This window comes from Paenibacillus mellifer (assembly GCF_023195895.1).
In the GTDB taxonomy this organism is placed as follows: domain Bacteria; phylum Bacillota; class Bacilli; order Paenibacillales; family Paenibacillaceae; genus Fontibacillus; species Fontibacillus mellifer.
This window is the reverse complement of the sequence record NZ_JALPRK010000008.1, coordinates 1-16062: the sequence shown is the minus strand read 5'-3', so window position 1 is coordinate 16062 and position 16062 is coordinate 1. Positions and strand designations below refer to the sequence as shown.

The following is a 16062-nucleotide window of genomic DNA, read 5'->3' as shown; positions in this document are numbered from 1 at the left end:
GAAAATTAGATTTCAAGCAAGCCCTGGCAGCGTCATCCCGGGCTTTCGCACGAGACGGAATGCCTGTTCTCGGGAGCTTTGGGTATGTTACAATAGTCGGTAGAGGTGATAGTGAACGTATGTTTTTGAAAAGGATAGAGTTAGCGGGCTTCAAATCGTTCGCCGATAAGACGGAGATGGAATTTGTCCGCGGCATTACGGCTGTAGTTGGACCCAACGGCAGCGGCAAGAGTAACATCTCTGACGGCATCCGCTGGGTACTCGGGGAGCAAAGCGCCAAATCACTACGTGGCGGGAAGATGGAAGATATCATCTTTGCCGGCAGTGACGCGCGCAAAGCGGTGAATTTCAGCGAGGTGTCGCTGACCCTGGACAACACGGATCAGGCGTTGCCGCTGGATTTCAGCGAAGTGACGGTGACCCGGCGGGTCCATCGCAGCGGGGACAGCGAATATTTTATTAACAAGCAAGGCTGCCGGCTCAAGGATATCACCGAGCTGTTCATGGATACGGGGATCGGGAAGGAAGCTTACTCTATCATCGGGCAGGGTCGGATCGAGGAGATTCTGAGTACGCGTTCGGAGGATCGCCGCGGCATTTTCGAAGAGGCTTCGGGGATCGTGAAATACAAAAGTCGTAAGCGCGACGCCCGCCGCAAGCTGGACGAGACCGAACAGAACCTGCTGCGCATCAACGACCTGGTGGTCGAGCTGGAGGATCAGATCGAACCGCTGAAGGAGCAGTCGGAGAAAGCGATCAAATACAAGGAATTGCGCGAGCAATTGAAAAATAAAGAGATTTCGTTATACGTGTATCAGATTGAGCAAATCCACGCTTCGTGGAGCGAAGCCAACGCCAAGCTAGCGAAACTCCAGGAGGAGCAGTTGGCGTTGTCCACCGTCGTCTCCGCGCACGATGCCAAACTGGAGAGCGATCGGCTGGCCCTCCGTCAGGTCGAGGACCAAATTGAGGGGCTGCAAGGACAGTTGCTTGAATATAGCGAAAGCTATGAGAAAAGCGAAGGGTATGGCGAGGTTTTGAAGGAACGCGCCAAGAACTTGACCCAAAATCGCGAGCAGCTTCGCCAGTCGCTGGAGGTTAGCGAAGAGCGGTTTGCTCAGCGGCAGCAAGAAATGGAGCAGATGGCAGCCAAGTTCGCCGCAGTGGAGCAACAGCTTAGCGAGCTGCGCAACGAACTAGCGGCCGAAGAGGCAAAGCTGATCGGCGTGACCGGCGGCATTAGCCAAGTGCAGGAGGAAGGTCTGAAAGGCCAACTGCTCGACATCATGAACCGGATGGCGCAATCCCGCAACGAAATCCATTATGCCGAACAGCAGAAGGAAAGCGTCAAACGCCGCATGGAACGCGCCGAAGAGGAAGGCGTCAAATGGACGGATGAACTGGAAAGACTTAAGGGCAGCAAGGCCGAGCTGGAGAAGGTGCTGGACAAGCTGGGTAAGGAAATTGCCGAAGTACGGGGACAGTACATTCAAGAAAGCGAACGCGTGAATTCGCTGCAGAAGCTCGTTGAAGAGAGCCAAAGCAATATTCGCAAATGGGAACAAAAGCGCGAGGCGTTGGTTTCCCGGCGCGACACGATGAAGGAGATGGAGGACGACTACGACGGGTTTGTCCTTGGCGTTAAGGAAGTCCTGAAGGCGTCAAAAAAATCGACGTTGTCCGGAGTTCATGGCGCAGTTGCCGAATTGATCCGGGTTCCGGAGAAGCTTGAGCTGGCTGTGGAAACGGCGCTGGGCGCCGCTATGCAGCATATCGTCATGGAGAACGAAGCCGTATCGCGCCAGGCGATCGCTTTCCTGAAGCAACGGCAATTGGGTCGTGCAACCTTCCTGCCGCTGGACGTCATTCGTCCACGTCAGATTTCTGCGGCGGACAAACGTCAGTTGGAAGAGGCGGACGGATTCGTCGGAATCGGCGCAGAGCTGGTCGGCTATGAACCGCGGTATGCGGATATCGTTGGCAGCCTGCTGGGCAACGTTGTTTTTGCCAGTGATCTGGAACGGGCGAACAAGATGGCGGCAAGGCTGCAATATCGCTTCCGGATCGTAACGCTGGAAGGCGACGTTGTGAATGCCGGCGGTTCGATGACCGGGGGCTCTCAGCATCGCAAGAACAGCAATCTGCTGGGGCGCAAACGCCAGCTCGACCAGCTTGCCAGCGACATTCGCGAGAGCGAAGAGATGCTGGATAAGCTGCGCAAAGGAATCACCGACGTTCGCAGCCAATTGGCAAAGGCGGAAAGCGAGCTGACGCGGTTACGCGAAGCCGGCGATGCCAAGCGGGTCGAGGAGCAATCCTGCGCGGGTGACCTGAAGCAGGTCGATCACGAGTGGCGTCATGTCTCCGAGCAATTTGAGTTGTATGGTCAGGAGAAGGGCCACTATCTCAAAGAGCTCGAGGAGCTTGAGGCGACGAAGAAAGCCGCGGAAGAGCGACTTGTAGAGCTGGAGAAGGAAGAACAAACCGTCCAGCAATCGATCCGGGCGGCCGAATTCGCGCGGAAAGCCAGCGAGTCGGCGAAGGAGGAGCTCCAGGATTTACTGACCGACCTGAAGGTTCGGGAAGGCAAGTTGGATCAGGAGTGCCAGTCGCTGCGCGAGCAGCTGCGCCGCGCGGAGAACGAGTTCAAGGTTCAGGAGCGCGAACTGGGGCAAAATCGTACGATTTTGCAATCGATCGAAGTCGATTTGCAGCAAAATGAGGAGCAGACCGTCAAGCAACGGGAGGAGCTCAACGATTTCAAGCTGAAGAAGGAACGCGCTAGCGAGCAGCTGGAACTGGAGAGAGCTTCGCGTGCCGTGTTCGTGAAGAAGCTGGAGGAAGGCGAAGGCGAGACGAAGGAGCAGCGGCTAGGGCTGAAGGCCGTGGAGGAGCAACTGCGCCAGACGGAAATCCAGGCGAACCGTCTGGACGTGGAGCTGGACAATATCCTGCGCAAGCTGTCTGAGGATTACGAGCTCAGCTATGAATTGGCCAAGCAGCGTTATGCCGTGCCGGAGGATGTGCCGCAAACCCAAGCGGACGTCAAGGAGCTGAAGCGGCAAATTACTCTGCTCGGGGATGTGAATCTCGGCGCGATTGAGGAATATAACCGCGTGTCCGAGCGTTACCAGTTCCTCAGCGAGCAGAAGGATGATCTCGTCGAAGCGAAAACCACGTTGTACCAGGTCATCCGCGAGATGGACGAAGAGATGTCCAAACGCTTCAAAACGACGTTTGATGCCATCCGCCGCGAATTTGTGATCGTCTTCTCGAAGCTGTTTGGCGGCGGACGAGCGGACCTGATTCTAGTTGATCCGGACAATCTGCTCGATACGGGGATCGATGTGGTCGCCCAACCGCCAGGCAAGAAGCTGCAGAACTTACAGCTGCTCTCCGGGGGGGAGCGAGCTTTGACGGCGATGGCCCTGCTGTTCGCTATTTTGCAGGTGAAGCCCGTACCGTTCTGCGTGCTCGACGAAGTCGAAGCAGCGCTGGATGAGGCCAACGTGGCTCGCTTCGCTCAGTACTTGCGCGAATTCTCGGAACAGACCCAGTTTATTGTGGTTACCCACCGCAAAGGGACGATGGAGGAAGCCGACGTGCTGTACGGCGTGACCATGGAGGAAGGCGGCGTGTCCAAGCTCGTCTCCGTGAAGCTGGAGGACGAAGAGACGGTCGAAATCGCTTAAGCAAGGCGAAAGGTCAAATTCAAATTACGGTGGCTTGAGAGTCAAGGTGACGGCTTGGCTCTCCTGCCACGTTTTTATTTTCGTACCGCGGTTGAAGGAAATTGCTTGGACCTTCGCGGTATGCGATAATGAGTTCGAAGTGATGAAGGAGGAAATAATCCCTATGAGTTTCTTTAAGAAACTGAAAGAAAGCATTGCATCTAAAACGGAGTCCGTAACCAAACAATTCCGGGATGGGCTAGAAAAAAGCCGTAAGGGCTTTGTTGAGAAAGTTACAGAGCTCGTCACTCGGCGCAAAAAGATCGATGAGGAATTTTTCGAAGAGCTGGAGGAAATTTTGATCGGAGCCGATGTCGGCGTAAACACCGTATTGAAGCTCATCGACGATCTGCGGACGGAAGTGAAGCAGCGCCGGATCGAGGACGCTTCTGAACTGCAGCCGCTGCTGTCGGAGAAGCTGACCGGGCTGCTGCGCGGGGATGAAGACAGCGAAATGCATTTGAATCCGGACGGGATCAGCGTCATTTTGTTCGTTGGTGTCAACGGCGTCGGCAAAACGACAACGATTGGTAAGCTGGCTCATTACTATAAACAGCAGGGCAAGAAGGTCATTCTGGCCGCCGGGGACACGTTCCGCGCAGGCGCAATCGAGCAGTTGGAGGTATGGGGCAAGCGGGCTCAGGTGGACGTCATCAAGCAGCAGGCTGGTTCTGATCCGGCGGCGGTCATGTTCGATGCGGTTCAAGCGGCCAAGCAACGCGGGGCAGACATTCTTCTGTGCGATACGGCAGGACGGCTGCAGAATAAGTCCAACCTGATGGAGGAGCTGAACAAGATTTACCGTGTTATTCAGCGGGAAATTCCGGGCGCTCCGCATGAGGTGCTGATGGTGCTCGACGCAACCACCGGACAAAATGCGCTGAGCCAAGCGAAGTTGTTCGGCGAGAAGAGCGGCGTGACCGGCCTGGTGCTTACGAAGCTGGACGGCACCGCCAAAGGTGGGATTGTCATCGCGATCCGCCAGGAGTTGAGCCTCCCGGTAAAATTCGTTGGACTTGGCGAAAAGATGGACGATCTCCAACCCTTCGATTCCGAGCAGTTCGTGCATGGCTTGTTCGCCGGCCTGATTGCGGAGGCGGAAGAGGCGGAAGAGGCTTAACCCGGCAGTCGGTTGTAACATGTAGCGGGGTTTCGTCGTATGATGATCATAGGCGAATGCCCGGTAAGACATACTACTTAGAGATTTTTTAGGAGGTGACAGGATGGCCAATACGCATACTTACGACCGTCGCGAGGAAATCGCCAATGCGATCACTCATGGCATCGGCGCCTTGCTTAGCTTGGCGGGATTAGTATTGCTGATCGTTTTTTCCAGCATGAAGGGCACGGCTTGGCATGTCGTCAGTTTTACCATATACGGGGCGAGCATGCTGCTGCTGTACCTGTGCTCTACCCTCGTACACAGCTTCAAGGAAGGCAAATTGAAAGACTTGTTCGAGTTTTTCGACCATTCCTCCATTTACATTTACATTGCGGGGACGTACACGCCGTTTATGCTGGTGGCCGTTCGAGGGCCGCTCGGCTGGAGCCTGTTCGGAACTGTTTGGGGGATTGCGTTACTGGGGGTCGTGTTCAAAGCGTTCTTCGTCAAAAGGTTCCTGTTCATGTCGACGATCTTCTACTTAATCATGGGTTGGTTGATCGTCATCGCCTGGGGGCCGTTGACCGTGGCCATGCCGCATCAAGGAATTGTCCTGTTGGTGGCGGGCGGGCTGGCGTATACGCTGGGCACAATTTTCTACGTATGGCGGGGGTTCCCCTACCATCACGCCATCTGGCATTTGTTCGTGCTCGGCGGCAGCGTGACGCACTTCTTTGCGATTTTGCTGTATCTGCTGCCTCATCATTGAGAGATGGATACCGACAATCAAGCCGCTTTCCGATGATTCGGAAGGCGGCTTTTGGCTGATAAAAGGAGGTTTTTGGCTCATAAATTGATGTTAAGGAAAAATGCTTGACATCCATTACGGCATTCGGTATCATAGGAAAAGTTGATGCGCTGTAAAGTGTTTTTCCTTGACGGAGGGAGTGCCCAGATGAGTCAGGAGAATAGGCTTGAGAAGACGAACCGGATCAACCTTTTGTTTGACTTCTATGAAGCGCTGCTCACGGAGAAACAGCAGACCTTCTTGAAATATTATTTCCTCGATGATTTCTCGTTAGGTGAAATCGCCGCCGAGTTCGAGATTAGCCGCCAGGCGGTATATGAGCATATTAAACGGGCTGAAGGCATGCTGGAAACGTATGAAGAGAAGCTGGGGTTGTTAAAGAAACACGAAGCGCGGAGCGGCGTGTTGTCCCGGCTGGAGCTATTGCTTGAAGACAGTACCTTGTCCCCGTTACATAAAGAAACGGCAAGAAATTTGCTTCGCGAGGCGGAGCAATTGTAAGATGACGATATAGATCTAAATTAATGTACAAAAAGTCAGCATTCTGAACTACCTTAATGAATGGGGGTGACGGTCATATGGCATTTGAAGGATTGACAAGCCGCTTGCAGAACGTGTTCAGCAAACTGCGGGGCAAAGGCAAGGTATCGGAGGACGATGTTAACGAAGCGATGCGCGAGGTTCGGCTTGCTTTGCTGGAAGCGGACGTCAACTTTAAAGTCGTCAAGGAATTCATCGCCAAGGTGAAGGAGAAGGCGGTCGGCAAAGAGGTCATGGACAGCTTTACGCCGGGCATGGTCATCATCGATATCGTCAACAAAGAGCTGACCGAGCTCATGGGCGGAAGCCAAGCCAAGCTGGCCCGAAGTAATCGGCCGCCGACCGTCGTCATGATGGCAGGCCTGCAGGGCGCCGGTAAGACGACGACCTCGGCCAAGCTGGCCAAGCTGCTGCTGAAGGAGAATCATCGACCGCTGCTCGTCGCGGGTGACATATACCGTCCCGCGGCGATCAAGCAGCTGCAGGTACTCGGCGAACAGATCAAGGTGCCGGTCTTTACGCTGCCGGAGGGCAACAGCCCAGTAGAAATCGCCCGTCAGGCGCTGCAGCATGCCAAGGATAACGGCAACGACTATCTGTTGATCGATACCGCAGGCCGGCTACACGTTGACGAAGAGCTGATGGAAGAGCTGCGGCAAATCCATGAGGTGACGAAGCCGGATGAAGTGCTGCTGGTCGTGGACGCCATGACCGGTCAGGATGCGGTGAACGTGGCGGAGAGCTTCAACCAGCAGTTGACGTTGACCGGGGTCGTACTGACCAAGCTCGATGGGGATACCCGCGGCGGTGCGGCGTTGTCGGTTAAGGCCGTTACCGGTTGTCCAATCAAATTCGCCGCGCTAGGCGAGAAGATCGATGCGCTGGAGCCATTCCATCCAGAGCGGATGGCCTCCCGGATTCTCGGCATGGGCGACATGCTGTCGCTGATCGAGAAAGCCCAGGCCAACATCGACACGGAAAAAGCGAAGGAAATGGAACGGAAAATGCGCAATGCGGAGTTTACGTTCGATGATTTCCTGGAGCAAATGGATCAGGTCAAGAAGCTTGGGCCGCTGGATCAGCTCATGGATATGATTCCAGGTATGGGCAAGATGAAGCAGATGCAGAACGTTAAGGTTGACGAGAAGCAAATGGGCCGAGTGGAAGCTATTGTGCATTCGATGACCAAAGAAGAGAAGCAACATCCCGATATGATCAATCATAGCCGGCGCAAGCGGATTGCTGCAGGCAGCGGGACCACGCTGGCCGATGTCAATCGCTTGATCAAGCAGTTTGATGAAATGCGCCGCGTGATGAAGCAGTTCTCTGATATGATGGGGCCGAAAGGCAAAGGCAACAAGATGATGAAGCAGTTAGGCAAAGCCGGCAAAGGGATGCGTTTTCCTTTCCGATAATTTTATAACGTTCATTCTTTGAAGGAGGTGAATTTCGTGGCAGTTCGTATTCGTTTGAAACGTATTGGTGCTCATAAAGCTCCTTTCTACCGTATCGTGGTATCGAATTCTCGTTCCCCGCGTGACGGCCGTTTTATCGAGGAGATTGGTTACTATAATCCGGTTGCACAACCGGCAGTAGTCAACATCGATGAAGAAAAAGCATTGAAATGGCTCCAAGATGGTGCGCAAGCATCTGATACCGTTCGCAATCTGCTGAGCAAAGCAGGCGTTATGAAGAAATTCCATGAGCTTAGACAGCAGAAATAATTGCTGATTCGGAGGGTCGTGTATGGAACAATTAGTCGGCGTTATCGCGAAGGCTCTTGTTGATCATCCGGACGACGTGCGCGTGGAGGTCGTGGAGAAGGATCACCTGATCGTTTATGAACTTTCCGTACATCCCGACGATGTAGGGAAGGTCATCGGCAAGCAGGGGAGAATCGCCAAGGCGCTCCGCACGGTCGTAGCATCGGCAGCGGTCAAGATGGATAAGCGGGTCACCGTGGATATCATGTCTTGATCGGTAACTTCATAATGGTAGACGAAAGCGGGTTAGGATGTTTGTCCTAGCCCTTTTTCGTACATGCTGAAGCAGAAGGATCCTTCGGACGGATGGTTCAGCTGCAAGAATGACGGATAAATCTATTGGGAGGTTATTATGTCGGATTCATTATTGTCGGTAGGCAAAATCGTGAATACGCACGGGATTCGCGGGGAGCTTCGAGTGCTGCTGCAGACGGACTTTCCGGAGGTGCGTTTTGCTCCGAAAAATCGGCTTCTGATCATTCATCCGGAAACCGGGGAGAGGTTCGAGGTCACCGTTCAAACGGCCCGGCCCTACAAACAGATGTATATCGTGAAATTCGCTGAATTTTCTCATATTAATGAGGTAGAACCGTTCAAGGGCCGTGAGCTGAAGGTACCGAAGACGGAATCCGTAGAGTTGCCGGAGAACGAATATTATTTCCATGAAATCATCGGCTGTCAGGTTGTTAGCGATGAGGGTGAGGATCTGGGCCAAATTGTGGAGATCTTGCGGCCAGGTGCGAACGATGTTTGGGTGACTAAGCTGACAAGCGGCAAACAGCTGCTGCTCCCGGTGATCGATGACGTCGTATTGGACGTCAACGTGAAGGAGAAGATCATCAAAGTGCACGTCATGGAAGGGCTGTTGTAGCATGCGGGTGGATGTGCTGACCCTGTTCCCGGAAATGTTCGCCGGCGTATTCGGCAGCAGCATTCTTGGAAAAGCCCGGGAAAAAGGCATCGTTTCATTAAATGCCATCAACTTCCGAGATTACGCGGGTAATAAACACGGCAGCGTGGACGACACCCCTTATGGCGGCGGCGGGGGGATGGTGCTCAAGCCGGAACCCATCTTCCGCGCGGTAGAGGATTTGCTTGGACAGCCAACAGGCGAAGAGACTCTCGAACCATCAGGAGAAAAGGCGCCTGTTCGTGCGCCACGAATCATTCTGATGTGTCCGCAAGGGGAGACGTTTACGCAGAAGAAAGCGGAGGAATTGGCCCAGGAGGACCATCTTGTCTTTATTTGCGGACATTATGAAGGTTATGACGAACGAATTCGCGAGCATTTAGTCACCGATGAGTTGTCCATCGGGGATTACGTGCTGACCGGCGGAGAACTACCGGCCATGGTCGTCATCGACAGCGTCACGCGCCTCCTGCCCGGTGTATTGGGCAATGAAACTAGCGCGGTAACGGATTCGTTTAGTACCGGTTTGCTGGAGTATCCGCATTATACGCGCCCGGTTGAATTTCGCGGCTGGAAGGTGCCGGAGATCCTGCTGAGCGGGCATCATGCCAATGTTGACGAATGGCGGCGGCAAGAGGCGCTCCGCCGGACCTGGCAGCGGCGTCCGGATTTGCTGGAGGGTCTGGAGCTGACCGAGAAGGACAAGCGCTGGCTGAAGGTGTTGCAGGAGGAAGCTGTAGTCAAGCGGGAGAAGGAATAGATCAAGCCAACAACCCCCGGTATTCTTACCGAGGGTTTTGTTGTTGCAATTAATCGACGAGATATCCAGCTGCGATGACGTCTTTTTTGCTTAAGACAACTGATCCCAGCTCTTTTATTACACTGATCAAGTGAGAACGATTCGTAACCACGGAAGTGGTCTCTCCATCTTTGAGTGCTGATGCGTTCAGACTAAATGCGATCTCGTTTCCCGCTCGGATGACGTACACATTAGGGGTATCTTCAGATTGCGAAGCAGAGAGGCGTGTGTTAGCAGCGATCAGTTCGGACAGCGTGATCCAGTCTCTCTTGGAACTAAACGAGATCGACTTCGTCGCGGCATCGTATTTCGTTTCGTAATTGAACAAGCTGGCGGCGTCACGGATGGGGACATAGGTGGCCCCATTAAAAACCAACGCATCCGCGGTAAGTTTGGTTTGGCCATTGACCACGAAGTTGAAATATTTGATGGTTGCTTTGATTGACTTGACTACAGGTGCGGCAGCCGCTACCGATGCGGATCCTAATAAGGAGCAAACCGCAACTGCGAGAATTAGTTTTTTCATAAGAATTCCTCCAATCACTTATCGTCTTTAAAAAATATTACCCAGAAGTTTATCCCATGACATAGGTTTCATGGGTTATTTTGGATGGGTGCCGATGAGACGAAAGGACTAGGGGTAATCGCTAAAATCATTGGGGCTTCGGCGCGTGTCTAACTCTTGCTAGGGTGCGCGCTTATGGCTTATAATGGAAACACCTTTATATATCGGGGTATGGCGCAGTCAGGTAGCGCGCACCCTTGGGGTGGGTGAGGCCGTGGGTTCGAATCCCGCTACTCCGATCGGAGTAAACCAAGAAACAGACAAATTCCGGAGTGAATTTTGTCTGTTTCTTTTTTGTGCGGAGCAAGTATAATCAAAGAACCAAAGAACGAATCGAGGGTTTCTGTCTATGACGAATCAAGAGATCTTGGATATTGCCATGCAGCAATCCGCCATCGATGCGAACTGCCGCAAAGAAGACTTCTATCAACAGGAAAACAAGGTTGTGTTATCCACGGAGCATCCAAAGGCCAGGGAATATTTGACCTTACCCTTCTACTGCAATTTGATTTCTTACGGAAATAACATTGTTGCTTCCGTTCATCCGGAGATCCGAGAGGTCGTAGAGTCCTACATTAACTACTACCCTATAGAGCATTGCTTTGAGACTCCCAATTTACATGTGCTCAACGATGAACTACAGCGAAGAAATCGGCGAATTTGCTTTATGGCCGAGTATTTCCTTCCGGATGTTCAGGTGTTAAAGGCAAGGGAATGTGACTTCGCGACGCGAGTATTGGAACCCGGTGATTATACCGATTTGTATACTGCTGAGTGGAGCAATGCCTTATGCGAGAAACGTAAACATCTTGATGTCTTGGCGGTCGGGGCTTACGATGGGAACAAGCTGATCGGATTGGCTGGATGCTCCGCGGATGGCGAATCGATGTGGCAAATCGGCGTCGACGTCTTACCCCTTTATCGCCGAAGGGGAATTGCCGCAGCCTTGACAAGCCGCCTGGCCGTTGAGATCCTTGAGCGTGGGAAGGTTCCTTTCTACTGTGCAGCCTGGTCTAACCTGAAATCAGTGCGGAATGCATTGAAGAGCGGATTTCGGCCGGCTTGGGTCGAGATGACCGCGAAAGAAAGCGAGTTTGTTGCCTCATTTAACCGCTAGTCGCCCATACCGTTCGTCCATCGTTCTCATACTATGCAGTAGCTTGCAAAGGAAGGGGAACAAGGGGAATGGTAGAGGCCTATTATAATTGCCTGCATTGTATGAACAAGAAGGTTCGCATATTAACCCGGGATGGCGGAGTCTATGAAGGCACGGTCGTCAAGGTTGACCGGGATAACGTTTATTTGAAAAGATCGGCAAAGGGTCGGGCACAAACCTCGGCGTTTATTCCGCCATACGGTTACGGCTACGGGCCTTATGGCGCTAATGAAGAGATCTTAACGCTCAGTTTATTTACGCTTCTGGCGATCGCTTTAATTTGAGGATCGAACCTAAGCCTCCAAGGGATTGGAGGCATTTTTTTGTGAGGATCGGGATAGGATAAAAATAGGCTGAGGTTATGGACGGTTAGCTTGTTTCTTTGTATATTTTCCTTGCTATGCCTATGGTATTATGGTAAAATTCAATTTGTTGTGAATTTGGTGGTCCGCTGCGGATGATGAAGGAGAACAAGGGTTTCTCCGGAAGAGGCATGAACACCTGAGTGGAAGGAGGGAGTCCTAGATGAATATCGTACAAGCGATTACGCAAGAACAGCTTCGCAAGGATATTCCGAGCTTTCGTCCTGGGGACACTTTGAAAGTGTTCGTTAAGGTTATCGAGGGATCTCGTGAACGTGTCCAATTGTTTGAAGGTGTTGTGATCAAGCGTCGTGGCGGCGGAATCAGCGAAACTTTTACAGTTCGTAAAATTTCCAACGGTGTAGGCGTGGAAAGAACTTTCCCGCTTCATTCCCCAAAACTCGATAAAATCGAAGTGGCTCGCCGTGGTAAAGTGCGTCGTGCGAAGTTGTATTATCTTCGCGAACTTCGCGGTAAAGCAGCGAGAATTAAAGAAGTACGTCGTTAATGATCTGTTAACGAACAGGGGGCTTGTATCCAATCAAGCCCCTTTACTTTTTTCTGAAGTACATATTTTGAGATAAGGAGAGGTCACGTTCCATGGAGAAGCAAGCACAACAGGATTATCCGGAAGTTTCGCCGTCTTCTGAACGGGTGGAGCAACAACCAGATGGGCCGGATACGGTGCAGGTGCCGCCTGCGGGTAAGAAGGAAAAAAGCGAGGCACTGGAATGGCTAAAGGCTATTGCGATCGCCGTTGTGCTGGTTCTCCTGATTCGTTGGCTTTTCTTTGCTCCGTTTATCGTAGACGGCCCGTCGATGCAGCCGAACTTCCATACCGGAGAACGTATCATCGTGAACAAAATCATTTACGATATCCGCGATCCCAAACACGGGGAAGTTGTCGTCTTTCACGTTCCATCCGAGGGACGCGATTTCATTAAACGCGTTATCGGTGTTCCGGGAGATACGGTTCAAGTCGAAGGGGATACGATTACGGTCAACGGACAGGTCGTGGATGAAACTTACATTAAAGATGCTGTAATTGAGAAGCATAATAATAATGAGCTATACAATACGGAAGCGAATTTTCCGAATGAGCTGGTCCCGGACGGAACCGTTCCGGAAGGGTATGTCTTCGTATTGGGGGATAACCGTTCGAACAGTACGGACAGCAGACGGATCGGCTATGTGCCTTACGGAGATATCGTAGGTCGGGCGGACCTGGTGTTCTGGCCGCTCTCGGATCTCCAGTTCATTCGTCATTAGACGATGGCTTGCGGATAGGCATACGCCTAGGTAAAGGCGCGTTCTTGGGATAGATGAGGTGAAGGAAGATGACAATTCAATGGTTTCCCGGCCATATGACCAAGGCACGCCGGCAGATTCAAGAGAAGCTTAAGCTGATTGACGTAGTGATTGAGCTTCTTGATGCGCGGTTGCCCTTGTCCAGTCGCAATCCGATGATTGATGAGATTTTGCAGGGTAAACCACGCCTGATCGTATTGAATAAATCCGATTTGGCCGATCCTTCGGTCACGCGGCAATGGATCGCCTTTTTTAAGCAGGAAGGGTACTTGGCTGTTGAGGCGGACGCGGCCAGCGGGCAAGGCTTGAAGGAAATCCCGCTGCTGGCTAAGGAACTCATGAAAGAGAAGATTGAGAAGCAAATCGCTAAAGGGATTAACCCTCGCGCGGTTCGGGCTCTCATTGTCGGCATTCCGAATGTCGGCAAATCAACGCTGATCAATGGGTTAGCTGGTCGTAAAATCGCCGCAACCGGCGATCGTCCCGGAGTAACCAAAGGTCAGCAATGGATAAAGGTCGGTACGGAGATGGAGCTCCTGGACACGCCGGGAATCTTGTGGCCGAAGTTTGAGGACCAAAACGTCGGTTACCGGCTGGCTGTGACGGGAGCAATCCGCGAAGAGATTCTAAACGTGGAAGACATCGCTTTTTTTGCCGTCAAATATTTGGTCCGGTATTATTGGGAGCCGTTTGGAGAGCGATTTGAGCTGGACCAGGCGCCACGTGACTACGAGGATGCGGACGAAATCGTCGCCGTCATGGAGGCTGTCGGGCGGAAGCGAGGTTGTCTCATCAGCGGTGGACGCGTGGATTTGGAGAAAGCTTCGGGCATTCTACTTCGCGAGCTGCGAGCCGGCAAGCTGGGACGATACTCCTTGGAAGCGCCTTATTAGAGAAATGAAGCCGTCGGCGGTTTGCCGGCGGCTTGTTTTTTGGGAGAAAGGCTGTAGAATCGAGGAAGGAAAGCCGATAATATAAGGGAAGAATAGTTTCATAGATCAAGATGATAGAGTGAAGGATGCACTCCTGGCGTGGAACCCTCATTTCCAGGGCTGGAAATGAGATCATCATAGAACAGCTAGCACCGGGGGAAGGTTCGCGAAGGACAAGGAGGCACTATGGACGATTTATTGAAATATGAGCGTGATTACTGGCAATCGGGTTATTCGCACATCGCGGGGATCGACGAGGTCGGAAGGGGTTGCCTGTTTGGAGATGTGGTGGCCGCCGCGGTGATTTTGCCGCAGGATCTCATCCTAGAGGATGTCGATGATTCGAAGAAACTTAGCGCCAAGAAACGCGATAAGCTGTTTGATATCATCATGGAACGGGCGATTGCGGTAGGGATCGGATTTGTGGACGCCGCGACGATTGATCAGATTAATATTAAGCAGGCGACCCGGCGGGCGATGAAACAGGCGGTCGAGAAGCTTCAGGTACGGCCGGATTTCCTGTTAATCGACGCGGAGAAAGTGGATATTTCGATTCCCCAACTCTCGGTGATTAAGGGGGATGCCACCAGCCAGTCGATCGCTGCCGCGTCGATCGTCGCCAAGGTAACGCGAGACCGTTTATGCCAAGGCGAATGGGATGCGCGTTATCCTGAATACGGAATCGCCGTACATAAGGGGTATGCGACGAAACTGCACCGCGAACAGATTCAAGCGCTGGGGCCAACGCCGATGCATCGAAAGAGCTTTATGCGCAATTTGTTCGTAGAAGAACAAACGTTGTTTTAACCGGCATTCCTTACCCGCTCTCGTTAGAGGCGGGTTTTCCATATCGTGAACGAAGTGAAGGGGGGAGCTTATGAATATCGGACCGCTGCTGCGCAGCATGATGGGGGACGTTCGTTCCGGAGAACCAAAGTCGCTGGAACTCAAGACGGGGCAGGTGGTCCGCGGTACGGTATTGTCCGTTTCTGAAGATGGGCAAGAAGCCGTCATTCAAGTACAAGGCGTCAAACTCCACGCGGCATTGGAAACGCCGCTCCGTCGAGGAGAAACGACGTTGTTGCAAGTGCAGCCGGATTCCAAGGATGGCCTGGCCGTTTTGAAGCCGGTTCAATCGGCTCCAGGTGCCGTGTTGTCCGCCGCTTCCCTGGCTAAGGCGCTTGAATCGCTCGGACTCGAGAATACGGCTTCGAATCGGGATTTATTGCAGCTCATGCAAAATAGCGGGATCCCGTTAACGAAACACAATTTAGCGCTCTTGCAGCAGGTGAATGGGCAGAAGCCGGCCGGGGTACCGCTGTCGGAATGGATCCAGGCGGCAGGAATTGCCTTCGGCCGAGGGTTACCGGTTACAGGTGAATCGGTTGCTGGGCTGCATCAAGCGGTTTTCGGGCCACCGCTGCACGTTTTGTTATCCTCTCTGGAGGAGCAAATGGCTGGATTCTTCCGCCAAGCAGGGCAGGAAGCGACCGCTGCGCCTTCGGGGCAGACAACGTCGACAATACCTATGGGCGGTGCGGCTCCGCTGGCCTCAGGGGGGAATCCCGCAGGGGCCGAAGGGGCTGCGGCTCAAGCCGGAGCTGCTCCCGCCGGCGGAGGGGCTCAGCCGAACCAAGCGGCCGGATTGGTCCAACTGGCCCGGCAGGGAGCATTTGCGGACACCGGAGGTGGGCCGCAGACGGTTCAGCCGGGCCAGCAAGGGCAAGCCGCCAGCGGAACTGGCGGAGCGCTGGTTGCGAAGCTGCAGGCCGTGCTGGCGGAGCTGCAGTCGTCCATGCTCCAGGAGGGCATGGACGGCGGGGCCGAGTCGGGCCGGGGGGCTAGCGGCCCGGCAGGAGGGTCTCCCGTCGCTGCGAGCTTGACGGGAGGCGCCAGCACCGCCGCCGGAGGCACGGCCCCGGCGGCGGTACCGCCGCAAGGCGAAGGGCCCGTTGGGCCTTCGCCTGCGGGCACGCGCCCCACCCCCGCGGCGGAGCCGTGGGTGGGGCGCGTGCTGAAGCTGCTCGGTGCGGAGCACGAGCAGCAGGCGCTGCGCGCGACCGCGCCGGCGGGCACGCCGGCCGCG

17 protein-coding genes and 1 tRNA gene are annotated in these 16062 nt (G+C 53.6%); 17 read left to right on the top strand and 1 reads right to left on the bottom strand.

Annotation, left to right across the window (positions count from 1 at the left end; genetic code table 11):
- Positions 1 to 119: 119 nt before the first annotated feature.
- The 9 genes from smc to trmD all read left to right on the top strand — a co-directional run bounded on the left by smc (position 120) and on the right by trmD (position 9614).
- Positions 120 to 3692: a chromosome segregation protein SMC gene (smc, locus tag M0651_RS10530; protein WP_248551706.1), complete on the top strand. Its 3573-nt coding sequence runs from the start codon at positions 120 to 122 to the stop codon at positions 3690 to 3692.
- Between the two features lie 163 nt (positions 3693 to 3855).
- The gene (gene ftsY, locus M0651_RS10525) at positions 3856 to 4851 is read left to right on the top strand and encodes a signal recognition particle-docking protein FtsY (protein WP_248551705.1); all 996 of its coding nucleotides are present in this window, start codon (positions 3856 to 3858) and stop codon (positions 4849 to 4851) included.
- 103 nt (positions 4852 to 4954) lie between these two features.
- Positions 4955 to 5602, top strand: coding sequence for a PAQR family membrane homeostasis protein TrhA (trhA, locus tag M0651_RS10520; protein ID WP_248551704.1), 648 nt, complete (start codon positions 4955 to 4957; stop codon positions 5600 to 5602).
- Positions 5603 to 5788: 186 nt separating this feature from the next.
- A complete protein-coding gene (locus tag M0651_RS10515) occupies positions 5789 to 6142 on the top strand; it encodes a putative DNA-binding protein (RefSeq protein ID WP_248551703.1) in 354 nt (117 codons plus the stop codon).
- Between the two features lie 77 nt (positions 6143 to 6219).
- Positions 6220 to 7596 (top strand): signal recognition particle protein, encoded by a 1377-nt coding sequence (ffh, locus tag M0651_RS10510; RefSeq protein WP_248551702.1) that lies wholly within the window; start codon positions 6220 to 6222, stop codon positions 7594 to 7596.
- 36 nt (positions 7597 to 7632) lie between these two features.
- The gene (gene rpsP, locus M0651_RS10505; RefSeq protein ID WP_059045412.1) at positions 7633 to 7905 is read left to right on the top strand and encodes a 30S ribosomal protein S16; all 273 of its coding nucleotides are present in this window, start codon (positions 7633 to 7635) and stop codon (positions 7903 to 7905) included.
- A 22-nt stretch (positions 7906 to 7927) separates the two neighbouring features.
- Complete coding sequence (locus M0651_RS10500) at positions 7928 to 8158, top strand: KH domain-containing protein (RefSeq protein WP_059045410.1); 231 nt, start codon at positions 7928 to 7930, stop codon at positions 8156 to 8158.
- 138 nt (positions 8159 to 8296) lie between these two features.
- The gene (rimM, locus tag M0651_RS10495) at positions 8297 to 8815 is read left to right on the top strand and encodes a ribosome maturation factor RimM (RefSeq protein ID WP_248551701.1); all 519 of its coding nucleotides are present in this window, start codon (positions 8297 to 8299) and stop codon (positions 8813 to 8815) included.
- A 1-nt stretch (position 8816) separates the two neighbouring features.
- On the top strand, positions 8817 to 9614 hold the full coding sequence (gene trmD / locus M0651_RS10490; protein ID WP_248551700.1) for a tRNA (guanosine(37)-N1)-methyltransferase TrmD: 798 nt from the start codon (positions 8817 to 8819) through the stop codon (positions 9612 to 9614).
- A gap of 49 nt (positions 9615 to 9663) precedes the next feature.
- Here trmD and M0651_RS10485 read toward each other — a convergent pair whose 3' ends face one another.
- Positions 9664 to 10179 carry a stalk domain-containing protein gene (locus M0651_RS10485; protein ID WP_248551699.1) on the bottom strand — a complete coding sequence of 172 codons (516 nt, stop codon included), beginning with the start codon at positions 10177 to 10179 and terminating at the stop codon, positions 9664 to 9666.
- Positions 10180 to 10383: 204 nt separating this feature from the next.
- Between M0651_RS10485 and M0651_RS10480 the strand changes: the two genes are divergently transcribed.
- From M0651_RS10480 to M0651_RS10445, 8 genes are all read left to right on the top strand, one after another.
- Positions 10384 to 10457 (top strand) — tRNA-Pro (locus M0651_RS10480).
- 110 nt (positions 10458 to 10567) lie between these two features.
- The gene (locus tag M0651_RS10475) at positions 10568 to 11335 is read left to right on the top strand and encodes a GNAT family N-acetyltransferase (protein ID WP_248551698.1); all 768 of its coding nucleotides are present in this window, start codon (positions 10568 to 10570) and stop codon (positions 11333 to 11335) included.
- A gap of 68 nt (positions 11336 to 11403) precedes the next feature.
- Positions 11404 to 11658 carry a hypothetical protein gene (locus M0651_RS10470; protein WP_155607338.1) on the top strand — a complete coding sequence of 85 codons (255 nt, stop codon included), beginning with the start codon at positions 11404 to 11406 and terminating at the stop codon, positions 11656 to 11658.
- A gap of 241 nt (positions 11659 to 11899) precedes the next feature.
- On the top strand, positions 11900 to 12244 hold the full coding sequence (rplS, locus tag M0651_RS10465; RefSeq protein ID WP_155607337.1) for a 50S ribosomal protein L19: 345 nt from the start codon (positions 11900 to 11902) through the stop codon (positions 12242 to 12244).
- A gap of 92 nt (positions 12245 to 12336) precedes the next feature.
- On the top strand, positions 12337 to 13005 hold the full coding sequence (gene lepB, locus M0651_RS10460; protein ID WP_248551697.1) for a signal peptidase I: 669 nt from the start codon (positions 12337 to 12339) through the stop codon (positions 13003 to 13005).
- A gap of 68 nt (positions 13006 to 13073) precedes the next feature.
- Positions 13074 to 13937 carry a ribosome biogenesis GTPase YlqF gene (gene ylqF / locus M0651_RS10455; protein ID WP_248551696.1) on the top strand — a complete coding sequence of 288 codons (864 nt, stop codon included), beginning with the start codon at positions 13074 to 13076 and terminating at the stop codon, positions 13935 to 13937.
- Between the two features lie 225 nt (positions 13938 to 14162).
- Positions 14163 to 14783 carry a ribonuclease HII gene (gene rnhB / locus M0651_RS10450; RefSeq protein ID WP_248551695.1) on the top strand — a complete coding sequence of 207 codons (621 nt, stop codon included), beginning with the start codon at positions 14163 to 14165 and terminating at the stop codon, positions 14781 to 14783.
- A 70-nt stretch (positions 14784 to 14853) separates the two neighbouring features.
- Positions 14854 to 16062: TP0910 N-terminal domain-containing protein (locus tag M0651_RS10445; RefSeq protein ID WP_504928346.1), on the top strand; the 1209-nt coding region annotated here is incomplete at its 3' end.